Origin of the sequence: Sphaerochaeta globosa str. Buddy, assembly GCF_000190435.1 — a bacterium.
Lineage (GTDB): Bacteria > Spirochaetota > Spirochaetia > Sphaerochaetales > Sphaerochaetaceae > Sphaerochaeta > Sphaerochaeta globosa.
The window spans coordinates 2,573,298-2,594,142 of record NC_015152.1 but is presented as its reverse complement, the minus strand read 5'-3'; the positions used below and the strand labels follow the sequence as shown (position 1 = coordinate 2,594,142).

Genomic DNA, 20,845 nt, shown 5'->3' with positions numbered 1-20,845 from the left:
TTCAATAGCGGTTTCAGCCCTTTTTACCCCAATAGCTTTGTATCATTTATCAGGTCAAGACATCTCTTGGGCAAACTAAAGTTCTATTCACTTGACTGTTCAATTAACATTTTTTTCCACCCTAGGCTCCCAAGAATTATCGGGTTTTACCTTTATGGTGTATCCATTTGGAATATAAGAGTATCTCTAAAAAACAAGAACTCCTTGCATTGCAAAGAGTTCTATTATTGGGCCCAGAAGGACTTGAACCTTCGACCCACGGATTATGAGCGGGCACTTGATCACATCTAATTTGTTTTATTATGTTCCTAAATCGATTTGCTGTCAAGCATTATGAAACAACCTAAAACAAGTTAAAACAAACCGGAATTGGTACATTTATTGGTATTTTGGTACATTTGTTGGTACACATAGTGGTTTGCTAAAAACAAAATATCCTCTATACGAAGTATAATTCACTTGGCTTTAGCATAATTGACTAATCGAGGCATGTGTTAAAATACCGACTTGTAGCCAGAGGTCAATGGTGAATCATGAAGCGAAGTTATTGCAATTATCGGATGATTAGACATCCATAATTACAAGCGCACTGCTGTACGGCCGTTTTATATTTCTTCCATGATAGTAGTGGTCGGGGCCGGTTATGGCAGAACACAACAACTCCAAGTAATGATTTAGTCAAGAAATGATTGAAGAATTGCTGTAATTAAGACAATTACAAGCATGTATTTAAAGCAAAACGAGTAGAATGCTTAAGTGCCTAAAAGGTAACGCCAGATATCATAGAAAACATACCTTTTAATGGGCCTGACGTATTAATTCGTATAGCCATATCCCCTCCTATACCTATATCCTTCTCACAATAAGCAACGCCCAGACCGAGTACAGTCTCAGTACCCATTGCGCTTGTTCCTAGACGTAATTCAAGAAAAGGTTTCCAAACTGAACTAATGGATTCGGAATATAATGGATACGTTAGTCCCAATATCGAGGAAACCCCAATATATGAAGGATATGTTTCCATATAATCTAATAATATTTGTGCGTCCAAACTTAACCCCAAATAGAAATAGTTAATCGGAGTGAAATATACTGACAAAGAGATCGGGAAAGCTATAACCGAAATTTCGGTATCATAACTATAATTAGGTAAATTGGAATATGTGTAGGTATATGTATAATCAAAAAAACCAGTTCCAAGGCTGATTCCAATCCCGGAACGATAAAACATCTTCGGGTTCGATAGTTCAGAGGCTAAATGATTTTTAATCTTCTCCTTTCTCTCTATCTCCTTTCTCTTTCTCTCTATCTCCTTTTTCTTTTCTGCAACTCGAGAGAGTTCTAAATCATAAACTGATTCAAACGGAAATTGGAAGTTGCTTGTTGGTTGGTATATATATACCTTTGAATCCAAAACAGCATCTTCAATTGGTTGCTCAAGAATTATCCTTCCAGTATCAGTCCGAATAACCGTATATGCCCTTGGGATGATTACGTATGAAGACAGTTGATCAGATATGCTAATTGAGTAGCTAACTCGAGTTGTAATGGGGCCGGTTGTTGACATCAAATATGTTTCATACAATTCGACATTATTCAAATATTGGTGATATGCCTCAATGTCATCATCTGTTTCTGTTGAAAAATTCGGAAGAGGCAATGATGTTACTTCCGAGTAAGTCAACTCAAGGTCCTGTTGGAAGTCAACCCCTAGGATTGTGTAATTCATCATTATCGGCCAAGCCCTTATAAGTCCGTCATATGACTCTATCTTATAGACAAAATCACTTGAAGAAGAATCAATAAAGAAGGTTTTTGATTCTAGGTTTTTATAACCTAATTCAATACTTGTTTTAATATCAAACATTTGGGAAGCTACTGAGTTTTCTAGAGCTTTCATGACTGAATCCAGCTCTATTTGCATCTCGCCATTCTTGTTTACAATCTGGTTATTGCGAAGATTGATTGCCCATTCTGTTGGCATGCCGTTTGCTATTTCTCCAATGCGATAGGATGCTCCTTCTATCGTCGCAATTTCTTGCTCATATCGATTTTTAATTCCTTCTGATAAGTAATTATATTCATTCATTATTGCTGCTTGGATTTCCAAATATCGCTGCTTAAGATCCTCCAGCTGCACAATCAATTCATATGGAGTGATGCCTGGTTTTTCATCTATTCTTTGTCCATTCTTTATAACAGCTAGAAGGACCATTTGCTTGGCACTTTCTTGGATTGCGTTTTGTATATCAGAAAAGAATAGATCTCGCTTTTTGGATTGTTCCTGTTCTATCCTATTGAGTTCTCTCTGGTTGATTTCCAATTGTTGTGCAATCATCTGAATCTTGGATTTTGCTTCCACAGCCGTTAATTGACTTTTTATTGACGAAGTGCCCTGTTTTATGTCTGCAAGTGTTATATTCAACAGCTCAGATTCAGCAATTAAAAGATTTAGATAGTCAAGTTCAGCTCCTGCCCGAGTTCTCGATAGTCTCGGGATCTTGATTGTGTTGTCAAAAAGCCGGGCAATAATACTATATGCTTCATATTCTGCGTAATAGCTGATCAATCGTAATAGATAGACTTTTTTTGATTCAATGCTGGATTGTTCATCCAAGCGTTTTTCAATCTCTTCAATACTTTGTTTTAGCAAAGATAGTTTGTCCATATATAAAGGTAATGTAGAATCTGAGAGAACTGCTGTAACAAATACTCGGTTCTTGTTCAGTTCTACAGTCTGGTACTCGACTCCGATAAGATCAAGCTCAGACTGAAGTTGGATATCTTCAAAAAATAACTCAGTTTTATCTTTATCTGAAGCTGCTTGTATGAGTCTTTGTTCAGAAGATACTGTAACAATGATTTTGGTTAAGAGTTCCTGTCCTGCAAAAGCTTTCGCCTCACTTAAGGTAGCACCTTCTCCCGTTGCACGGATAGATGTTCCGAATAAAGGAATCACTAAAGCAAAGAATAACAGGATGCTTGCAAATAATCTGATATGTTGCCAACCTTTCTACTTTACTCATTAAAATTATTAATTCTTTATGAGTCTTTACTAGCGTTCTATAGTCTCTCCGCAAGAAGAGTTTACTAAAAGAGTGTATAAACATGGAGTAAACTTTCAAATTATTCTCATATCTGAGCCTAGTATTTGTCAAGTTTATTGGTTCTGAAAAATTCTTTGTTTTCGTCAGAAGATCTGAGCCTCCCAAATAAAAACAGCTAGATACCCCGACCTTGAGGATTATTATCATGTCGGCCTCAATGACATCATATTGCTAGCATCTACCACCTCTTACTTACCTCAATTGTTGCATGTTGTTACCCAAGCTGGAAGAGATTCTCTATGATACAGGCAAGACAGGTGATGAGGTTTATTACTCTTTAACTGATGATAGATTTCCGGATTTCACCTGTGAATGTGATCGGATTAACCAGACAAAATTTGTAGATATGTTCAGCTTTCGTTTTGATGTGATTTCGAAAGATTATCCAATTGCTGTTATAGCTAATACTCCCAAGACTATCCCTTCTCCCGTGTATATCATATCTCTGCCTGAATTAGAGTAATCGGCTTTCCATAGTGGTATGAATTCGATAATAAGTCCAAATTCTTTGTTCAAAATCGATTGGTACTAAAAATAATCCTGTCGGTTTGTTCAGGTGAGAGAGATTTGAAAATTGATGAAAGCAGTATGTACTTTATGAGTTTATCAAGAATATTACATGCCCTGTACAGTTTCTTCCTTTCTATTACTGATATTTCTTTTTTTGCATGGTCGTACTGATTGCGAAAATCACTGATATTCTTAGGAGTTAATGGTTCTCCACGTTCCCTAAAATAAAGGTTGGTGAAAACATCTTCTATCATGGTACGAAGTGATTTTTGGTTTGAATGCTCGATACCAGACTTTAACTTTGCTTTAAGTTGTTCGGTTGTGTCTAGACTATCAATGAATGTGTCTATTTGTCTCTTTACGGCTCTAAATTTAGCTGTCTTGATGTATTTATTATTGGTTGAATAGAGATCACGATAAAACCCTTCATACGCTGATACTAGATTTAGGAACAACTGCTCAAGGGTAAGCGTAGAGAATGAGTAGAAAGTCATAAAATACAAGATGAAAGCTCCAGGTGCTTTGTCATAGCTGTCAATCCATTTTATAATTATTTGGGGTAGAGCTTTCTCGATTAATGCACTATCTATTAACCAATTTCCTTTTGGTTTAAATTTTTTCCCAAACTGCACTTGCCTGAAATATAAAGCGTAGTGACCACTTTGAGTATCACTTGAAAGAGAAATACCAGATACCCATGAAGCTTCATCTGTAACAAAGGATAAAAATGTATTTACTTTTTCGACATAGGAAATGACTTCTCTGATAGATGTTGTTGTATTGAAAATGATTTGCATTGTTGGACTTGATTCAATTACATACGATCTAGGTGGTAGTAATTGAGTGTGGCTTAGAATTCGTTCATTAATTAGTATACTAATATCATTGATCTCTATAGAGATTTTTTTGTCATTGCCTTTTTGCAGATAGCCTTTTTCCCCCACAGTGTATGGGATATAGTCAAGCCAATTCTCCAACTGATTATAGATAACATCGCAAGAGATGAAATCAGGTGCATCTATATTATCTATGGAATAATCTTCAAGTAGAAAATCAAAGATATAAGTATAAGTATTATTAGTGGATTTGTAATAATTCTCAATTACCGATTCTGTAAGTTGATGGCCTACATTGATTAATGGAGTAATGCTTCTGCAATTCAGACATGTATAATATTTATCAAAGAAGTCTTTTACCTCACCTTGAATAGTTATTCCTTCACTTAAAAGAATTTCTGACAAGTTTTTGTTTATCTCGAAGGAACCTAATGAAAGTTCAATGCGTCCCCCTGTTTGAGGTGAAAAAGTAAGTTTCCCAGGAATAGACTGATCAATACCACTAATTTGCCACATTCCATTACAAGAAATGTTTTGCATAGACTTTCCTTTTTTTTTTGATGTCCTAATGCAGACAAACAATAATTACTTCCAATTATTGCGTGTCGAGAGGCTATATTCAAGTGATACTTATTTTAGTAGTGTGAGAAACCCACAGGCTATGCCTGTGGTGCGGTAACTGGTTTCACTCGGAAACATTAGGGAAACGAAACCTCCCATGCTAGAGTATTTGTAGCGCTCCGAAACGCAAACAAACACAAAAGCACAGGAGGAATTATGGTAGAAGAGAGTCTAGCACATACGACATGGGATTGCACGTACCACATCGTATGGATACCGAAATACCGGAGGAAGGTCTTGTACGGCGAGTGCCGCAGGGAAGTGATAGAGGTGGTCAGGACGTTGCTGTCGAACAAGAAGATAGCAATAGTGGAAGGGGCTGTATGTTCGGACCACATCCACCTGAGCGTACGGATACCACCGAAATACTCGGTAGCAGAGATAATGGGATATGTGAAAGGCAAAAGCGCGTTGATGCTGTTTGACAGGCACCCGGAATGGAGGCGCCGAATAGGTCGAGACAGGAGCTTTTGGGCAAGAGGGTACTATGTGAGCACGATTGGCTTGAACGAGGATGTGATCAAGAAGTACATCCAGAACCAAGAGGAATCGGACAAGATAGGCGCCGACACGTGAGCAGAGCCCCTTGAGGGGCAGCAAGTACCAGTGCGATTCGGAGCGACTTTAGTAATAGTAACTAAAAGTAACTAATAGTGAGTATAATACTCGAATATGAGTAATTCAGCTTATATGGCAAATGATATGACCGAGCCAAAGCTTTGAAGGCTACCTACTACAGAGTACCGTATTGTTCGCGTCAGGAGCTTTATAGGTGTGCGCATGCTTTAAAGTTTGGATAGACAGCATCAGTACGCTTGTCCGGGAATTGGCGAATTTCCCATAGCAAAATATTAAAAACACCCTTCCATTGGCTATTAATGTAGATATAATAGAAAAAGGTGCTACAAAGATTCACTGAAACTAAAGCTGACTAATTACTTCAAAGATTCTACTTGCTCTGCTTGTCGGTGTGTGCTGTATGGTTTTAATACTCAGGAAGGGTGGTAATGTTTGAAGTAGAGAAGTTGAAGCTTGAGAACCTTGGGTTTCGTTATACCCACAACGGTGCTGACTCAACTAGGACAATCATGATTGATGTAATTAATTTCTTGTTCCAAGCTGACGACGATGTATCTGCTCCGCACCAAGCATTTATTGACAGAATTGTATTGGATCCCTGTTTGGGCAAAAAGTCTGAGAAAGCAAGAGTACTTGCTGCAAAGCACAAAAAAGATTGGGTAATACTAGTATGAAGATTCTTCAGTTAGGCTGGATTGATTTTTCCAGAGAACAACGAGACAAAGTCATGAAGATTTTGCATAATTTGGCACAGAAGACTGCCTTGGATGAATTGGGTATAGGTGCCATTCGAGATGGATTTGCGGATATTTTCTTCCCTGGAACCAGTACTATACAGACTCGGGCAAAATACTTTGTGCTTATCCCGTACATCTTCCGTGAAATAATTACAGGGAAAAATATTAAGAAAGGGTCAATGCAAGATTTGATTGAGCAGCGAGAGCTGGAATTGATTCAAGATTTGAAGGACAACTCAGGCGATGATTTACGCGGTATCATCGGACAAGACTCGGGTATAAATTTGAAGCGTAAGCCTAGCAGTGTTTACTGGAGTGGAATACGATCTTGGAAGATTTTCGATCCTCCTGAAGAGCATCTGAAAAATTTCTCACTCAACCAGTATTGTATGTTCGTCGAAAATCATCATAGTAAGCGTGAGCAAGGGAAGTTGTCTGGGAAAAAAGTTGAAGATGATGAAGATGCTCTGAATGATGACCCCGCGTATATGATTATTGGATTATCATTTTTTGATTTTCCTGAAAATATTCCTGACTCCTTGGACCAATCGACGATCAAGCTGACCTATGGTGAGGCGGTTTTTCTCCAAAAAAAGATTATCGCTTCCCACAGTGAAAGCCTCTTGGCACACTTTCTTGTTCAAGATAATTGGTACTTATTGCCCAAGGATAATCTGTCTTTCCAAGATCTTCTGGACTTGTCAGGCTTCAAAGATGCGGAGATGGCCAGAAAGATTCAACTTGCATCTTGGTTCGCAACCTTCAACAAAATCATTAATGTGCGATTCAATTGGTTATTAAGAGAGGGAATGAATCGAGAATCGTATGATAGAAAGTGGCAAGAATCTCTCGTTCAGGTCAATAATCTAGGCGATAATCATCTTGAAGAAATATTTACTCTGTTGAAACTAACTCGGGAGTCGGAAAATAAGACAAAACAATTCTTGAATTTGGTATATGAATCCTTGAAAACAGGGGATTTTGATACTGCAGATAGATTGATACGTAAAAGGGAAGAATCATTAAAAAGGAGCCGGTCGAAGTTCAAGAATATCCAACAGCTTAACCTCGAACATAATATAGGCATCGAGGAATTGGATTATAGGTTGCCGATTGCTCTACAGTTGCTTTCAGATATTCATCATGGGTTGAGGATGTAATATGGCAAATGTACAAAAGAAACTGTTGAATCCTCAATCAGACCGACTGGATTATATGAAGCTCCTTACTCCACCTTTAGGGTTTGAGACAGAATTTGCTGTCGGGACAACCTATTCGTTAGACCTGAATTCCCTGATAGGCGTTACGATGGCTTTGGGAGTTTCTGAAACGATGGATGACGATTGTCTTAAGAACCCCATACGGATGTTGAATGCTTTGACTTTAAGTAGCCAGCGTATCGCGGTGTTCTGCCAGACTGGTCAGGTTTTTATTCCTCAAGATATAATTCCTGTACATGGATTGCTTGATTCGATGGTCTTTGAGATCAAGACGAATAGAAGAATTCATCATGTGTTTCATCCCAAAGTATGGATTGTAAAATTCAAGAATGGAATCAGTGATTTGTGGCGTGTAATCATACTTTCGCGTAACTTGACCTTTGATTGCAGTTGGGATGTTGCCGTCTGTTTAGAGGGGAAGACAGAGAAGGAAGAGGATTCTAAGAATGCCCCTCTTCAGGATTTCCTAAAATATCTCATGAAACAATGCAAGGACACTACTCAACAAGGCCAGAAGAAAAAGATGTTGGGAACTATGGCAAAAGAAATCATGGAAGTAAAATTCTCTTCTGGAGAAGATAAAGTAGATTTTGATTTTCATCCTGTGGGAATCTCTCGTGGGACTGGGGGATCATACTCCATTGACAATAGCGGACTATTTAACAAGTGGGATAGGCTAATCGTCATGTCTCCATTTCTTGGAGGTCAAGGAAAGAAAACCCCGCTGGAAAGATTGCTTGATATGAAGAGTGGGAAAAATCTACATGATTACAGACCCATTCTAATTACCAGAAGATCTGAAGTATCAAAGCTTTCCGAAAGAGTCCGTAAGGATTTTGATATCTATTCATTACGAGAAGAAGCTTTCCATAGCGGGGAAGAACATGAAGATTACACAAATCTGGATGGTCAGGATATTCATGCAAAGTTGTTCTTTCGAACATATAATTCAAAAAGTGAATTATTTATAGGTTCGATGAATGCTTCATACAATGCTTTTAGTGGTGGCAATATCGAGTTTATGTTGAAACTATCGACAACCTGGGGAAAGTTGAATACTGAAATGCTCTCGAGAGCACTCTTGGAAAGCGATGATAGCCCTTTCGAGTTGCTTTCTGAAGAAATGCCAGAGTACGTTCCAGATCCAAAGGATGAAACACTGGAAGAGTTGACTGGATATTTGCGACGGCTGGAGTTTGCTGGGAAGGTAAAGCCTACTGGAGATGATTTCTTTGATTTTGAAATTAGTGCATCCAATGTGTGCGAAGATGTGAAGGGTAGCCTTTTTCCACTCTTATCTCCTAACCTAGGGAAAGACATTACTACCCAAATAATTTTCTCAAAAATGAAGAAAGAACAGCTTTGCGAATTTTTCTTGATCAAGCTAGACGGAGATCTTGATACAAGATTGGAACGAATTGTCAGAATACCATTGACTGGAATGCCTGGAGATAGGGATGCTGCTATAGTAAAGTCAGTCATTCGGGATGAACAGGACTTCATCTCCTATGTGTCATTGCTTATGGGCGATGACTATTATGATGATGTAGTGATGGAACTGAAAAGATTCAAGAAGTATTCAGCTGATTTATCTGGCAACAATAAACCCATACCGGCGATGTATGAAAAAATGCTCAAGGTTGCAGCAGATAAGCCCGTCAGATTGAAAGAAATTGAGAAGTTGTTGGAAGACCTGCAAGACCATCCTTCGGTACCTGCGGGATTCCATGAAGTCTTTAATACAATTATCAAGGTTGCGAAGATATGAGTAATTTGCCTACCCCAGAAGAACTTAAGATTCTAGAAGAAAAAGCTCTTGCTGGGCTGAAGGATTTCCAACGGGCAACCGTCAAGCAAGTCATGAAGTGTTTTCATGATTGCCACAATCGTGTACTTGTTGCGGATGAAGTTGGTCTGGGTAAAACATTGATAGCCAAGGGGGTAATTGCATCCACGGCTCGGTGGCATCGAGAGGAAGGTGATGAGCTGTTTAAGATTGTATATGTCTGCTCCAACCAGAACATTGCCGATCAGAATCTCCGAAAACTAATCATTACCGGACAGAAAGATTTCATGGTTGATCGAATCGCTGATTCCCGGCTTTCGATGCAGCATCTGAAAATATTCCAACAGGAATATCAAAATTATAATGGAATCGGTCAGGAGGGGAGATACTTTCAATTGATTCCACTTACCCCTGCTACTTCCTTCTCGTTGAAATCCAGTGGCGGAACAAAGGCTGAACGAGCTTTGATTCTTGCTGTGCTGAATAAGACCAAAACTCTCGAAGAATTTGGGATCTGGTATGATTCCTTGAAGTCATTTCTGAAATTCGATCGAGCGATGTTGGAAAGGAACTGGGATGGGGACTGTAATTTCTATGAAGAGCAAGTCGAAAATTGTAATGATCTCAGCAGTGGTGCGTATTTGGCCTTCATGGGAACAAAGTTGTCTGAAGCTTTTACTACTACTCATAAATTCTTGATTGATCAATTGAAGGAGAGTTGCCAGCAGATTGATAATGATCCTGATTACCGGTCTCCGTATGCGGCCGATATCATCAGCAATTTGCGTATACTTTTTGCAGAAATCAGTATCAACAGGTTGGAACCGGATCTGATTATCATGGATGAGTTTCAAAGGTTTAAAAACTTGATCTCAGCTGACGATGGCTCTGAAACATCTCTGCTCGCAAGAAAGTTTCTTTCTGCCTCAACGGGAGGTAATGATCCCAAGGTTCTCCTGCTGTCCGCCACACCGTATAAGCTCTATTCAACTTTGGAGGAGATGGAGGATCCTCAAGAAGAAAGTCACTACTCAGAATTCATGGGAATCATGAATTTTTTAATGAACAATTCTGAGATTGATAAAGAATTCCAGACGGACTGGAATACGTTTTCAGAAAAATTACGTGAATTCACGCCTAAAGGATTTGCATTGGTGAAGGTTGCCAAAACCACAGTTGAACAGTCAATGACCAAACATATATGCAAAACAGAACGACATGTCGCAGAGGATGCCGGAAATCTTATCGACAATGAAACCCATACGGTGCCAATTATTCCGAATGAGTCGGACATTGTCTCTTATCTCGATACACAGGCAATTTTTCGAAGTCTAGGGAAAGAAAACTTACCTATAGAATATGCTAAATCAGCTCCATTTTTGTTATCCTATCTCGATAAGTATCAGATTAAGGTAAAACTGGAAAAGTTCCTTAAAAATGAATGGAGCAATCTTTCTACACATCAGAAGAAACTGCTGAAGAGTCCCTCTGTTTGGTTAAATCGGAATAAGATTCAGACCTATACCGATTTTTCAATTCCGAATTCCCGGTTTGAAATGTTGAGGAAGATTGCTTTTGAAAGAAACAACGAACTGCTGCTGTGGGTTCCACCTTCATCGCCGTGCTTCTCTTTGGAAGGAACTTTCAAGAACAAAGATATGTTTTCAAAAATCTTAGTATTTTCATCGTGGGAAATGGTGCCACGAATGATAGCTACGCTCATGTCATATGAACTTGAATTGAAAACACTAGGGAAGCTTAAGGATAAGCTGAAGAATATCAAGTATTTCACCAGAAAGTCCAAGAAAGATGTTGATGGTGAGAAACGCGAGAGAAGGAATCCAGCTCGAAGATTGGAGTTGGGATCAATCGAGGAAAACCAAAGACATAAATATTTGACGCTCTTGTATCCTTCTATGACGCTATCAAAAATATTTGATCCCATCGCTACCCTAAATGGTAAGTTAACCTATGATAATCTTTTTCAATCAATCAAACAGAATTTGGCTGAACGCATTACCTCCTTGCAAATTTCAGTTGATAATGACGGACAGGCAGATGCCAGTTGGTATTATCTGATTCCAATGATCCTTGATAATCAACAGCAACACGGGTTTGTAGATAACTGGATCAATGCGATTAAAACCAGAAAAAATGAGTTGGCGGATGACAAAAGCAATCTGATAGAGCATCTGGAAAAAGTAAGAGAAGAATTGCGAGATCCTCCTACTGGGAAACTTCCGGAAGATCTTGTGGAAGTACTAGCTCTCATGACAGTGGGATCTCCTGCAGTATGTGCGTATCGCAGTAGTGATGGATTGTTATTGGAATCTTCATTGTTGGCACGAAGGATGATTGATAAATTCAATTCTCCTGAGGCGATTGCCATAATTATATTGGCTGAAAAACTCAATAGCGGAGAGGGTCATTGGAAACAAGTTTTGAGATACTGCTGTGAAGGGTGCTTTCAATCTGTCTTGGATGAGTGGGCTCACATGGTTTCAGAGGATAACAGGCTGTCATCAAGTGAGTCGGACCGGAAATTATTGTTCAGTCTGTTATCCTCCTACGTAAACATCAGATCCGCTTCGATTCAAGTCGATTCCTGCGAAAGTTTCCATTCAAGAATCCATGAAGTAGATGGATCTCATAACAAGATGTCAATGCGAACACATTTTGCAGCCGGGTTCTATAAAACCAAGGATGAAGACAAGGCCGTTTCACGGAAAAATGCTCTGCGTCATGCTTTTAATTCTCCATTCTACCCATTCGTATTGGCAACAACTTCGGTAGGCCAGGAAGGGCTTGATTTTCATTACTACTGCAGAAGAATTATGCATTGGAACTTGCCTTCGAATCCGATTGATTTTGAGCAACGTGAAGGTAGGATAAATCGATTCAAGAATTTTGCAATCCGGAAGAATCTAGCTAGTAGGTTTAGAGATGCGCAGTTTAATGATGATGTGTGGGCAGAAATCTTTGATTTGGCCAGTAAAGCTTTCGCTGGAAAATCATCTGAACTCATTCCATTCTGGGGAATCCAAAAATCTGACCAGAACGATGATAGTCTAAGGTATAAGATTGAAAGGATTGTTCCTCAATTTACCCTAAGCAAGGATCAGGGATTATATGAATATCTGCTCAAGGTGCTTACCTTGTATAGGATAACTTTAGGTCAACCAAGGCAGGAAGAGCTCATAGAGCAGTTTGGAAATCTCAGCAAGGAGGAAGTGAAAGCTTTATTTATAAACCTGAGCCCTCACTACCGATCAAGAGAACATGCAAGTCATTTTACGCATAACAGTAGTGATGAATCGGATACGCTTATTGATGAGTAATGGTGTAATTTACCAAGTACCTTCTATGGCTGTTAGAGGGAAAAAATTCACTGACTCATAAATGGCTACGTATGGATAATCGGTAGTTGTTTCCAAAAAACAAAAGAAATCTGCTTACTAACAATTTGAAAGCAATTAGCTCATCTTCCAAACAAATTGGGAAAAACTACAGCTAATGCTTTGCAAACCTGCTCATCAATCTTTTGCTCAGAAAAACGAATTATCCCAGATATCACATCTTGGACAGTATTCTGAGAGAAGCAATCATTGAACCAGATTTCCCGATCCTTCATGGTTTTTGGTAAATCCAAACCAGTGCCTGGATGTATTACTTCCCAATACTCCTTGTACGTTTTCGCTGTTTTGGAGATTCTCCTTGAGTAGCTCCTACCGCATTCTCTCTCATTCTTGGCGTAGGAATACAAAGCAAGTGAAATTGCCTGACACAGAAAAAAACTAGAAAAATCACTTGCCATATGGCGATATTTGAATGCTTCTTGATACTTTTCCATAGCGCTGTTGGCGTCGGGCGAAAACAACCACAAATAGCCGGATGAAAACAACCAATACAAGACAATAGAAAATAACCAAAACAGAAATGGGACATGAGGCCCTATACTGGTGGATAGCCAAATCTGCCAAGTAAAGGAGAACACATGTCCCAAGAGATTACACAGGACATACTATCACAAGCAGTGAAAGATGTTATAGCCAAGTTCGGCAAGATGAACCTTGCCGAGCTGGAACGAATGCTACATCTTTCACGTCAACAGTTGAGGCACCTGCAGAAGAATGACTTCAAGCTCATGCCAAACGGGAATACCGGGAAGTCGAAGACGACGAAGATTTCGCCCTTTTCGGAATTCATCAATACTGAATACCTTGCCAAAGGAATCAAGAATTCGTCTGTTATCTTTGATGCACTACGAAGGCAAGGCTACAAAGGCAGCCATACTTCGGTGAAGGCTTACATCAGTAAGCATCTTGACCTGGTGCCTGCCCGCAGGATCCTTGCAGCAAACACGCCAAACCGTGGTCGACGATATGTCACTGAGCCTGGAGAGATGTTCCAGATGGACTGGGGTTTTGTAAATGTTTGCGATAATTACGGCAACATCTGGCAGTGTGCATGCTTTGCAATGGTATGCCATCACTGCGGTCTCCGATACGTGGAGTTCTTTCCGTCAGCCAAGCAGGAGAACCTCTTCATCGGCATGGTACATGCCTTCATGGTGATGGGAGTCCCAAAGACAGTCCTTACTGACAATATGAAAAGTGTTGTGATAAAGAGACTTGGCGATGGGACTCCTGTCTGGAACAAGGAATACGAGGCCTTCCAGACTTTGATCGGATTCAAGACCAAGCTGTGCAAGGTTGCTCATCCCTTCACCAAGGGGGCTGTCGAGCGGCTGATACTCTATGTGAAGCAGAACTTCATAGTCGGAAAGACCTTCACCAACATAACCGATCTCAACAACGAAGCCAGAACTTGGTGTTACGAGAAGAACAACGTCATTACCAGAAGCAGGGATGTCGTACCGATGGAAGAGCACTATAAGCACGAAGCTTTTTCCATCCTTCCTGAAATTGCTCGTCTAATCCCGTATCTTGCTCCCATGAGGACAATTTCTTATGACGGATACGTGAATTACGAGAACAGGATCTACGGTGTGCCCCTCTGCTATTCTGGCAAATTCGTGAGGGTCCAGAGAACGGGTGATGTGCTCAAGATTCTTACTCCTGACACACACGATGAACTCTATGCGCATCACGTGAACTGGTCAAAAAAACCGAACAACTGCATCGGACAATGGTCTCTTGAACCGGAGGAACAGCCGACACAAAAAGTCACCTCGACATTGGCATTTGTCCCTCCAAGGGATACAAGTAGGAGGTTTGATAGGTTCTCTATCCTGAAGGAGGATTCGTTCAATGACAAGTGACGAATTTCTCATCGGGTACGAGAAGGCCGTAATGGAGCTGAAATTGCCTTTTTCACCGGATGATTTCCTGGGATGGAGCCTGACTTCTGATGTTACACCAACCGAACTCGACATCTTGGACAGGCTCCTTGGCGCAATGGTTGCGAAGAAGAACGCGTCTTCGATAAGCACTTTGAAGAAGCTTTCGAGAATTCCACAGAAAAATCCTCTCCTGTTCGGCAACTTCAACATGGATCTTCTCAACGAGAAGGCAAAAAGGCAGGTTCTATCATTGAAAAGCCTTTCCTTCATCAGTTCAAAGAGAAATGTAATAATGATTGGACCGACGGGAACTGGTAAAACCCACCTTGCTATGGCCATCGGGAATGAATGCTGCAGCAACAAGATGAAGGCGTACTTCATCAAGATGGATGAGCTGAAAGATAAGTTTCATGATGCGATTGTCGGAGAAAAGACCGGAAAACTCCTGAACGGACTTTCCAAGTATTCCTGCCTTATTGTCGATGAGGTGGGATACTGCAAGCTCAACAGGCAGGAGACGCTTCTGTTCTTCCAATTGGTTGACCGAATAGGACTGAAGGAGACGGGAAGCATTGTTCTTACCAGCAACAAAGATCTTTCTCAGTGGCCGGAAGTGTTTGATGAGGATGATGCTCTTGAATGTGCCATCGACAGACTTTGGGACAAGGCCATCTGCATGACCTTTTCTGGGCAGAGTCACAGAGGTTCGGATAGGGAGCAGATTGAGTTGAACTTCCTCAAGTTCAGATAAAGAAATGAATCTTGGCAGATTTGGTTTATTTACTCTGACTTTGGTTGTGACTGACCCAAATTGGTTCTTTCTTCCTGTCTCCTAATGGTTCAATCCGCCCGACCCTAACAGCGCATTTAAAATTGCCTTTTTTTACCTCATAATATCCTTCTATCCACGGAAGTAAAAAGCTACAACAATGAGGCACTTTATCTTCTAGATATTTTTTATATTGCTTGACTGATGGAGAATTGAAAGAAGCTTTCAGATTGTTCAGAACACTAATCAAATCACATGTGATAAGTGTTGGCAAATTTAGTAATATCTTATGGAAGCTATGTTCTATCGATGGGTAGTGAACGGCATCTTCAATAGCTGATTTTTGTAAATCCATAATTTTTGACCAATCAGCTTCTGTAAATCCGAAAACATCTAAAAAAGCCTTTTTTAAATTATAAACCCTCTTTTGCACAGTGTTGGTAAACTGTTAGCAAAATATTGAAATTAGTGGTAAGGTAATAAGGCATTGAGAGGGCGATGGAGCAGAAGATGTGGTAGTCCCTGCCCATTGTTCTCCCAATGCTTAGGACTACCACAATGCCCAAGCATATCACTTCATCCAGGAAGGAGACACCCTGGACCGGCAAGGACGATGCGACCCCGTTGCAATCATTCATTGATGCAATCAATCTGTCCAACTACAAGAAGAAGCATCCCTCAATTTCGGACACCGAAGAAAGTGAGCTTCTCAACTCCTATGCACCCCAGGAGTGCCGGTATTGCCAGAGCCTCAAGATCCAGAAATACGGATTCACGAGCAACCATGTCAGACGTTACCGGTGTTCGGATTGCGAAAGGACTTTCACGGTCACAACGGGCACCATATTCGACAACCACAAGATACCCATAAGCGAATGGGTGGATTATCTGCTCGGCTTGTTCAGGATGCAGAGCTTCAACTCAGTATCGAAATCAAACAGAAACAGCGACACAACAACGAATTACTGGACATCCAAACTCTGCCTTACACTCAGGGGATACCAAGATACTATTGTTCTCAGGGGAAAAGCTTACATCGATGAGACCTTCTACAAGCTGAGGAAAGAAGATATCCAGATGAAGGAGGATGGGCTGCAGTATCGTGGTCTATCACGAAACCAGATCTGCATGGGGATAGGATGCGATCTCTCCGGCCATGTTTTCTGTACCATCGAGGGGAACGGAAAGACATCCTCCAAGAAAACGTTGGAGGCATTCCTTCATCATATCGAGCCAGGGACAACCCTTGTCCATGATAGAGAGAAAAGCCATGACAGTCTGGTGAAAGACCTGCACTTGGTGAGTGAAGCTCATAGCTCGAAGTCGCTCAAAGGCTTGCCTGACAAGGAAAATCCAATGAACGAAATCAACCAGCGCTGTCGACAGCTCAAGCAGTTCCTGAACTCGCATTCCGGTTTTGACAGAGCCAATCTCTCTGATTACTTGAACCTCTTTGCTTTTATTGTCAATCCTCCCAACGACCCGTACAAAAAGATTGAAACTCTACTCAACAGGGTTTTCGAAAACCCTATTTCGCTCAGTTACAGAGAGAAATACTCAAACTAACGCTCTATTTGCAGTTGGCGACCAACACTGTGCAAAAGAGGGTTTTAAATTATTAATGAAATATTGTTGAAGTAACAGCTCTTTTTGTTCCGGATAAATTTCTATCAGACGCTTGAAGAATTCCCATTTACTTGGGTTTACATTCTTCATTACTACCCGTTTTAGTGTTCTTCCATATTCTGATGATTCAGAACAGCTTTCAATATTTTGAGCTTTCCGATCGAAGTCATCATAGAGTTTAGATAATTTTGGTAGTTTTAGCGATTCCTTCACATTCTTGAATACCATCTCATAGGTACATGATTCTAAAAGCAGTTTTTTAGTATCTATGCTATCTGGAAAATATTTGTAAATATTAAGAAAGAATTCCAAAGCAATCCTCTGAACAAAGGTCTTTGTTGAAAATTCAGGAATTGTCAATAAACACTCAGAACTTGCAAGGTATTCATACCACCCCAGAATCAAGTGATAGAAAATGCTGCCCAGCTTCTTAGTGCACTCATATTCTTCGAACCACAAGTAGCAGGCGCTTCCGATTTCGCCCTTGAAACTATCTGATTTTTTAGAACCCGCATATTCTCCTCTACATATTCGATTCCAATCTTTTACAATGCATGCATCTGCATTATGAATATTTCTCTTTGCTTTTAGGATTTCAATAAGAGCCTTATCACCAAGAACAATCCTCATGAAGCGATTTATCTGCTCTAGAGAAGGGAATCCATATTGTTCATTCATCTCAAAAAATGTCTCTTCTTTTGTTAGTTTTTTTAAGTGTAGAGTCATATATTTCTACTATCAAGAAAAATTGGAGGCAATTTTATGGCAAAAGCTACTGTAAGACCTGGAAACCCATTTTTTGAAACCGGTGGAAACTTTCCAACCAAGGCTCCAAACAGCAAACCCAGTGGAGGAAACCGAGGTAATAATCCTCCTGCAAACAATGGGAAAAAGGGAGGTAAAAAGTAATTCTTTTTAATTGAATAATAGGAGAGGGCTTGTTAACTACAGCCCTCTCTTTCGGACTATAGAGAATATCGTGACAACTCATCCAGACAGTATTAAAATTACCATCTAATGGACAATTGCCATGCCTGTTCACATTGTTATGCCTTGTAACACATAACTTGGTAAAGATTAATGGAAACTGATAAATAAATTACAATTTTTCTATTGATCAAAAAGACAATGCATGCCGATTGATATGAACATAGAGATTTATAGAAAATGTCATCTGAATAACGCCGGTAGTTTACCTATTAATGCTCCAATAATATTTATCTTCAATCTCTTTTTCCAAGTCCTCATGGACAACAAAGTCTTTATCTTTTGAAGCTGGACTAAAAAAGTAGTTGAGATAGATGTTCTCGTAAATATCTCCATATATTTTTAGATTATAGGTTTCTTTGTTGAAGTGTATATACGCTTGAACCCTTGCAATCATCTTATAATAAAGTCGATCTAGATCTGTCTCAATCAACCCCCTTGCGTCTGCATTAAAAAACTTATCAGCAAACTTGTCTGCATAATATTCAGAATATTCTTCCCCGTTTCCCTCAAGAATCTGTTCTTCATAAGTCCTGGCTTTCACTTGCGCAAATTCCAGAGGGTCTCCACTGGAAAGACTATCAGCATAAATGTTCGAATAAGTGGAGGAATCACCGTTTTCTATGGCTGACTTATAGTAATGGAAATATTGTTCTGCTTTTTCCGTGGCTCGAGAATCGAATTCTCCATGAGAAATTTCTTGGGCATACTTGTTGCATTCGATTGGATCTTTTCCTTGTTTTAGCCAATCGATGTAAGCCTCATCGAATATAAGCTTACTTTTTTCCTCATACGATATATTTTTATCAAGTGAATATAAATATCTGTAGGCAGCATCTTTAACTGTTGAGTCATTCTCTTCTATAAAAAATTTTTCAGCATAGACTTGTGAAAAAGCATCACTATGCCCAAGTAGTTTTACTTTCTCATATGAAACTATTATATCGCGAAGATATGTTTCAGTTTCTTCGATGATTTGACTCGCATTTGCATCTATCATTTCTGGATCTGTGCTGATTTCATCGTAAAGGGTCAAGTAATGATGCTCAATCCACTCCCTGCTCATACCTTCAATTATGTGGTTATTAAGAAAGCATTCCATTCTTGTTTGGAGATCAATATTTTCAGGCATTGCAAGCTCCTTCTTCCGAACAAAAAAAGTATTTATTTTTAGGAAGGCAATCAAAATTTCCTTATAATTGGAATATAGTATGTATTATATCACTATTAGCATGTTTTTGAAAAAAATTCTTGGCTTTATGCAGGAATTAATAGAAACCAATTTTTAAACATCTCTTACGAATAATTTTCTGATCTGCCAATCCTGAGAGTGAGGTTTATATCAACAGCCAGAATCGACTGGTGTCTATCGAATGTCGAACCGTTATGCACATCCATAATGAGCTGGTCATTGAAGCATCGAAGCTAATGTAGATCGACGAGCTCGACAGGAACATGGGCATCGTGCCATCATGGGCTGAGGGGTTGACCCTGGATGCGGCGGGGTATGATACGGGGTTCTACATGAAGGATTAATAAATGATTGGGAATAATAAGTTTTAAAGTACAGATCCACATTTCCTTATCAAGGATAAAATTTAATACTCACCAATGCTAGTTGGCGAGCAAGTTGCCATATTTCGTAGATATTGAGTAATGGATAGCTATTTCACATCATTAAGCCGCTCAATCTGATTCCATTGAGTGAGCTTGAAATCTATTTTGCTTACGCGATTTAGATGATAAACTAAGCCTTCACCATATTTTGTTGGTTTTCTACCATTAAATCCATAGCTTTCATTTATCTGGCTGTTACTGTTAAATGCATCAATAATATTGTCAATTTGATTCTGGGAAAGTTTCTCAATATATGGCAATAATTCAGATAACTTGTTACTTTCGTCATAATTAGTACAATCTTTAATAGCTTCAATATAAGCATTTACCATTGCATCATTCTTGATAAGAATCTGCACAATTTTATCAGGAGCTCCAATCCAAGTACTTGATAGCGCCTGGAATTTGCCAATAAATCCGTAAGGATCTCTTTCTAGCCTGACTGAAATGATGGGAACTCCTCTACCGAAAGCAAAACCAACCTCCTGATCTGTCCAGTTACTATCATGAAAACTACCGGTTAATAATGCAATAAAGGAGTCCATTGTATTAAGGGCATTTTCGATTTCAGTCTGCCACTCTTGTGTAGGATCAATGTCCTCGTGGGCCACGAAACATGAAATTCCAAATAATTTTAATTTTGCTTTAAGTTGAGCAGTCTCTTTTTTAACTTCTGTCTTATGGCTAAGAAAAACACGGAACCCTTTATCTCCCCAAATACGTTCTGTAACAGGCGCTGAAATGACTCGTTTATTTGGGAGCAAAAGCCCAGACTCTTTTCGCCAGTCAATTACTTCTGATCCCTCCTGCGTCTCAATGAAAACTTCTGCTATTAACTCATTCTGTATATCGTGAACTTTATTTATTGCTTTCGTTATTTGATCTTGCAGCTCGGTTTTATCATCTGCATTGTTTGGGTAAATTATCTCAGGAACTGCCAAGTACAGAGCATGTCCATATGTTCCCCCATTCCAATTATCAAAGGACCAACCGGTTTGAATCCTTGGGATTGAGTTGACTACAATCTCTTGAAGATCCTTCCGTCCCTGTTTTTGGAATTGTTTCGAAAGAATTTTTAAACATGTATCAATTTTTTTGGGAAGTTCAAATTTGATGTTTTGTTCATTCATGGGGACTTACCTCATAAA

16 protein-coding genes are annotated in these 20,845 nt (G+C 39.5%); 9 read left to right on the top strand and 7 right to left on the bottom strand.

Annotation, left to right across the window (positions count from 1 at the left end; all coding sequences use genetic code 11):
- Positions 1 to 760 precede the first annotated feature (760 nt).
- Together SPIBUDDY_RS12130 and SPIBUDDY_RS12125 are read right to left on the bottom strand one after the other, a co-directional pair.
- On the bottom strand, positions 761 to 2,959 hold the full coding sequence (locus SPIBUDDY_RS12130; protein ID WP_013608054.1) for a hypothetical protein: 2,199 nt from the start codon (positions 2,957 to 2,959) through the stop codon (positions 761 to 763).
- A gap of 660 nt (positions 2,960 to 3,619) precedes the next feature.
- On the bottom strand, positions 3,620 to 4,993 hold the full coding sequence (locus SPIBUDDY_RS12125) for an ApeA N-terminal domain 1-containing protein (RefSeq protein ID WP_013608051.1): 1,374 nt from the start codon (positions 4,991 to 4,993) through the stop codon (positions 3,620 to 3,622).
- Between the two features lie 237 nt (positions 4,994 to 5,230).
- On the opposite strand from SPIBUDDY_RS12125, the gene tnpA reads away from it, so the two are divergent.
- The 5 genes from tnpA (at position 5,231) to SPIBUDDY_RS12100 (ending at position 12,734) form a co-directional block, all read left to right on the top strand.
- On the top strand, positions 5,231 to 5,650 hold the full coding sequence (gene tnpA, locus SPIBUDDY_RS12120) for an IS200/IS605 family transposase (protein WP_013608050.1): 420 nt from the start codon (positions 5,231 to 5,233) through the stop codon (positions 5,648 to 5,650).
- A 431-nt stretch (positions 5,651 to 6,081) separates the two neighbouring features.
- Positions 6,082 to 6,327, top strand: a complete 246-nt coding sequence (locus SPIBUDDY_RS12115) for a hypothetical protein (RefSeq protein WP_013608049.1) — start codon at positions 6,082 to 6,084, stop codon at positions 6,325 to 6,327.
- Positions 6,324 to 7,550 (top strand): DUF6361 family protein, encoded by a 1,227-nt coding sequence (locus SPIBUDDY_RS12110; RefSeq protein ID WP_013608048.1) that lies wholly within the window; start codon positions 6,324 to 6,326, stop codon positions 7,548 to 7,550. The genes SPIBUDDY_RS12115 and SPIBUDDY_RS12110 overlap by 4 nt, the downstream gene beginning before the upstream one ends.
- A 1-nt stretch (position 7,551) precedes the next feature.
- A complete protein-coding gene (locus SPIBUDDY_RS12105; RefSeq protein WP_013608047.1) occupies positions 7,552 to 9,378 on the top strand; it encodes a phospholipase D family protein in 1,827 nt (608 codons plus the stop codon).
- Entirely contained in the window at positions 9,375 to 12,734 is a 3,360-nt protein-coding gene (locus SPIBUDDY_RS12100) for a helicase-related protein (RefSeq protein WP_013608046.1), read from the top strand. The genes SPIBUDDY_RS12105 and SPIBUDDY_RS12100 overlap by 4 nt, the downstream gene beginning before the upstream one ends.
- Before the next feature lie 140 nt (positions 12,735 to 12,874).
- Here SPIBUDDY_RS12100 and SPIBUDDY_RS12095 read toward each other — a convergent pair whose 3' ends face one another.
- Positions 12,875 to 13,246 carry a hypothetical protein gene (locus SPIBUDDY_RS12095; RefSeq protein ID WP_041380767.1) on the bottom strand — a complete coding sequence of 124 codons (372 nt, stop codon included), beginning with the start codon at positions 13,244 to 13,246 and terminating at the stop codon, positions 12,875 to 12,877.
- A gap of 144 nt (positions 13,247 to 13,390) precedes the next feature.
- Between SPIBUDDY_RS12095 and istA the strand changes: the two genes are divergently transcribed.
- Positions 13,391 to 14,677 carry an IS21 family transposase gene (gene istA, locus SPIBUDDY_RS12090; RefSeq protein WP_013608045.1) on the top strand — a complete coding sequence of 429 codons (1,287 nt, stop codon included), beginning with the start codon at positions 13,391 to 13,393 and terminating at the stop codon, positions 14,675 to 14,677.
- On the top strand, positions 14,667 to 15,449 hold the full coding sequence (locus SPIBUDDY_RS12085; RefSeq protein ID WP_013607225.1) for an ATP-binding protein: 783 nt from the start codon (positions 14,667 to 14,669) through the stop codon (positions 15,447 to 15,449). The genes istA and SPIBUDDY_RS12085 overlap by 11 nt, the downstream gene beginning before the upstream one ends.
- Before the next feature lie 25 nt (positions 15,450 to 15,474).
- On the opposite strand, the gene SPIBUDDY_RS12080 is transcribed toward SPIBUDDY_RS12085, so the two are convergent.
- Positions 15,475 to 15,900, bottom strand: coding sequence for a hypothetical protein (locus tag SPIBUDDY_RS12080; RefSeq protein WP_041380765.1), 426 nt, complete (start codon positions 15,898 to 15,900; stop codon positions 15,475 to 15,477).
- A 125-nt stretch (positions 15,901 to 16,025) separates the two neighbouring features.
- Here SPIBUDDY_RS12080 and SPIBUDDY_RS12075 point away from each other — a divergent pair, with 125 nt between their 5' ends.
- A complete protein-coding gene (locus tag SPIBUDDY_RS12075) occupies positions 16,026 to 17,033 on the top strand; it encodes an IS1/IS1595 family N-terminal zinc-binding domain-containing protein (RefSeq protein WP_013606063.1) in 1,008 nt (335 codons plus the stop codon).
- Here the strand turns inward: SPIBUDDY_RS12075 and SPIBUDDY_RS12070 are convergent.
- Positions 17,025 to 17,819, bottom strand: a complete 795-nt coding sequence (locus tag SPIBUDDY_RS12070; protein ID WP_013608044.1) for a hypothetical protein — start codon at positions 17,817 to 17,819, stop codon at positions 17,025 to 17,027. The genes SPIBUDDY_RS12075 and SPIBUDDY_RS12070 overlap by 9 nt on opposite strands.
- 36 nt (positions 17,820 to 17,855) lie before the next feature.
- On the opposite strand from SPIBUDDY_RS12070, the gene SPIBUDDY_RS16290 reads away from it, so the two are divergent.
- Positions 17,856 to 18,002 carry a hypothetical protein gene (locus SPIBUDDY_RS16290; RefSeq protein ID WP_013608043.1) on the top strand — a complete coding sequence of 49 codons (147 nt, stop codon included), beginning with the start codon at positions 17,856 to 17,858 and terminating at the stop codon, positions 18,000 to 18,002.
- Between the two features lie 283 nt (positions 18,003 to 18,285).
- Here SPIBUDDY_RS16290 and SPIBUDDY_RS12065 read toward each other — a convergent pair whose 3' ends face one another.
- Positions 18,286 to 19,212, bottom strand: coding sequence for a hypothetical protein (locus SPIBUDDY_RS12065; protein ID WP_013608042.1), 927 nt, complete (start codon positions 19,210 to 19,212; stop codon positions 18,286 to 18,288).
- A 532-nt stretch (positions 19,213 to 19,744) separates the two neighbouring features.
- Positions 19,745 to 20,827, bottom strand: coding sequence for a toll/interleukin-1 receptor domain-containing protein (locus tag SPIBUDDY_RS12060; protein ID WP_013608041.1), 1,083 nt, complete (start codon positions 20,825 to 20,827; stop codon positions 19,745 to 19,747).
- Positions 20,828 to 20,845: the final 18 nt, after the last annotated feature.

Bases quoted from the DNA above. Each gene is read 5' to 3' on its own strand.
- SPIBUDDY_RS12125 (WP_013608051.1), bottom strand. From the start codon at position 4,993: ATGCAAAACATTTCTTGTAATGGAATGTGGCAAATTAGTGGTATTGAT.
- SPIBUDDY_RS12085 (WP_013607225.1), top strand. From the start codon at position 14,667: ATGACAAGTGACGAATTTCTCATCGGGTACGAGAAGGCCGTAATGGAG.
- SPIBUDDY_RS12070 (WP_013608044.1), bottom strand. From the start codon at position 17,819: ATGACTCTACACTTAAAAAAACTAACAAAAGAAGAGACATTTTTTGAG.
- tnpA (WP_013608050.1), top strand. From the start codon at position 5,231: ATGGTAGAAGAGAGTCTAGCACATACGACATGGGATTGCACGTACCAC.
- SPIBUDDY_RS12065 (WP_013608042.1), bottom strand. From the start codon at position 19,212: ATGCCTGAAAATATTGATCTCCAAACAAGAATGGAATGCTTTCTTAAT.
- SPIBUDDY_RS12110 (WP_013608048.1), top strand. From the start codon at position 6,324: ATGAAGATTCTTCAGTTAGGCTGGATTGATTTTTCCAGAGAACAACGA.
- SPIBUDDY_RS12060 (WP_013608041.1), bottom strand. From the start codon at position 20,827: ATGAATGAACAAAACATCAAATTTGAACTTCCCAAAAAAATTGATACA.
- SPIBUDDY_RS12075 (WP_013606063.1), top strand. From the start codon at position 16,026: ATGCCCAAGCATATCACTTCATCCAGGAAGGAGACACCCTGGACCGGC.
- istA (WP_013608045.1), top strand. From the start codon at position 13,391: ATGTCCCAAGAGATTACACAGGACATACTATCACAAGCAGTGAAAGAT.
- SPIBUDDY_RS16290 (WP_013608043.1), top strand. From the start codon at position 17,856: ATGGCAAAAGCTACTGTAAGACCTGGAAACCCATTTTTTGAAACCGGT.
- SPIBUDDY_RS12100 (WP_013608046.1), top strand. From the start codon at position 9,375: ATGAGTAATTTGCCTACCCCAGAAGAACTTAAGATTCTAGAAGAAAAA.
- SPIBUDDY_RS12095 (WP_041380767.1), bottom strand. From the start codon at position 13,246: ATGGAAAAGTATCAAGAAGCATTCAAATATCGCCATATGGCAAGTGAT.
- SPIBUDDY_RS12115 (WP_013608049.1), top strand. From the start codon at position 6,082: ATGTTTGAAGTAGAGAAGTTGAAGCTTGAGAACCTTGGGTTTCGTTAT.
- SPIBUDDY_RS12105 (WP_013608047.1), top strand. From the start codon at position 7,552: ATGGCAAATGTACAAAAGAAACTGTTGAATCCTCAATCAGACCGACTG.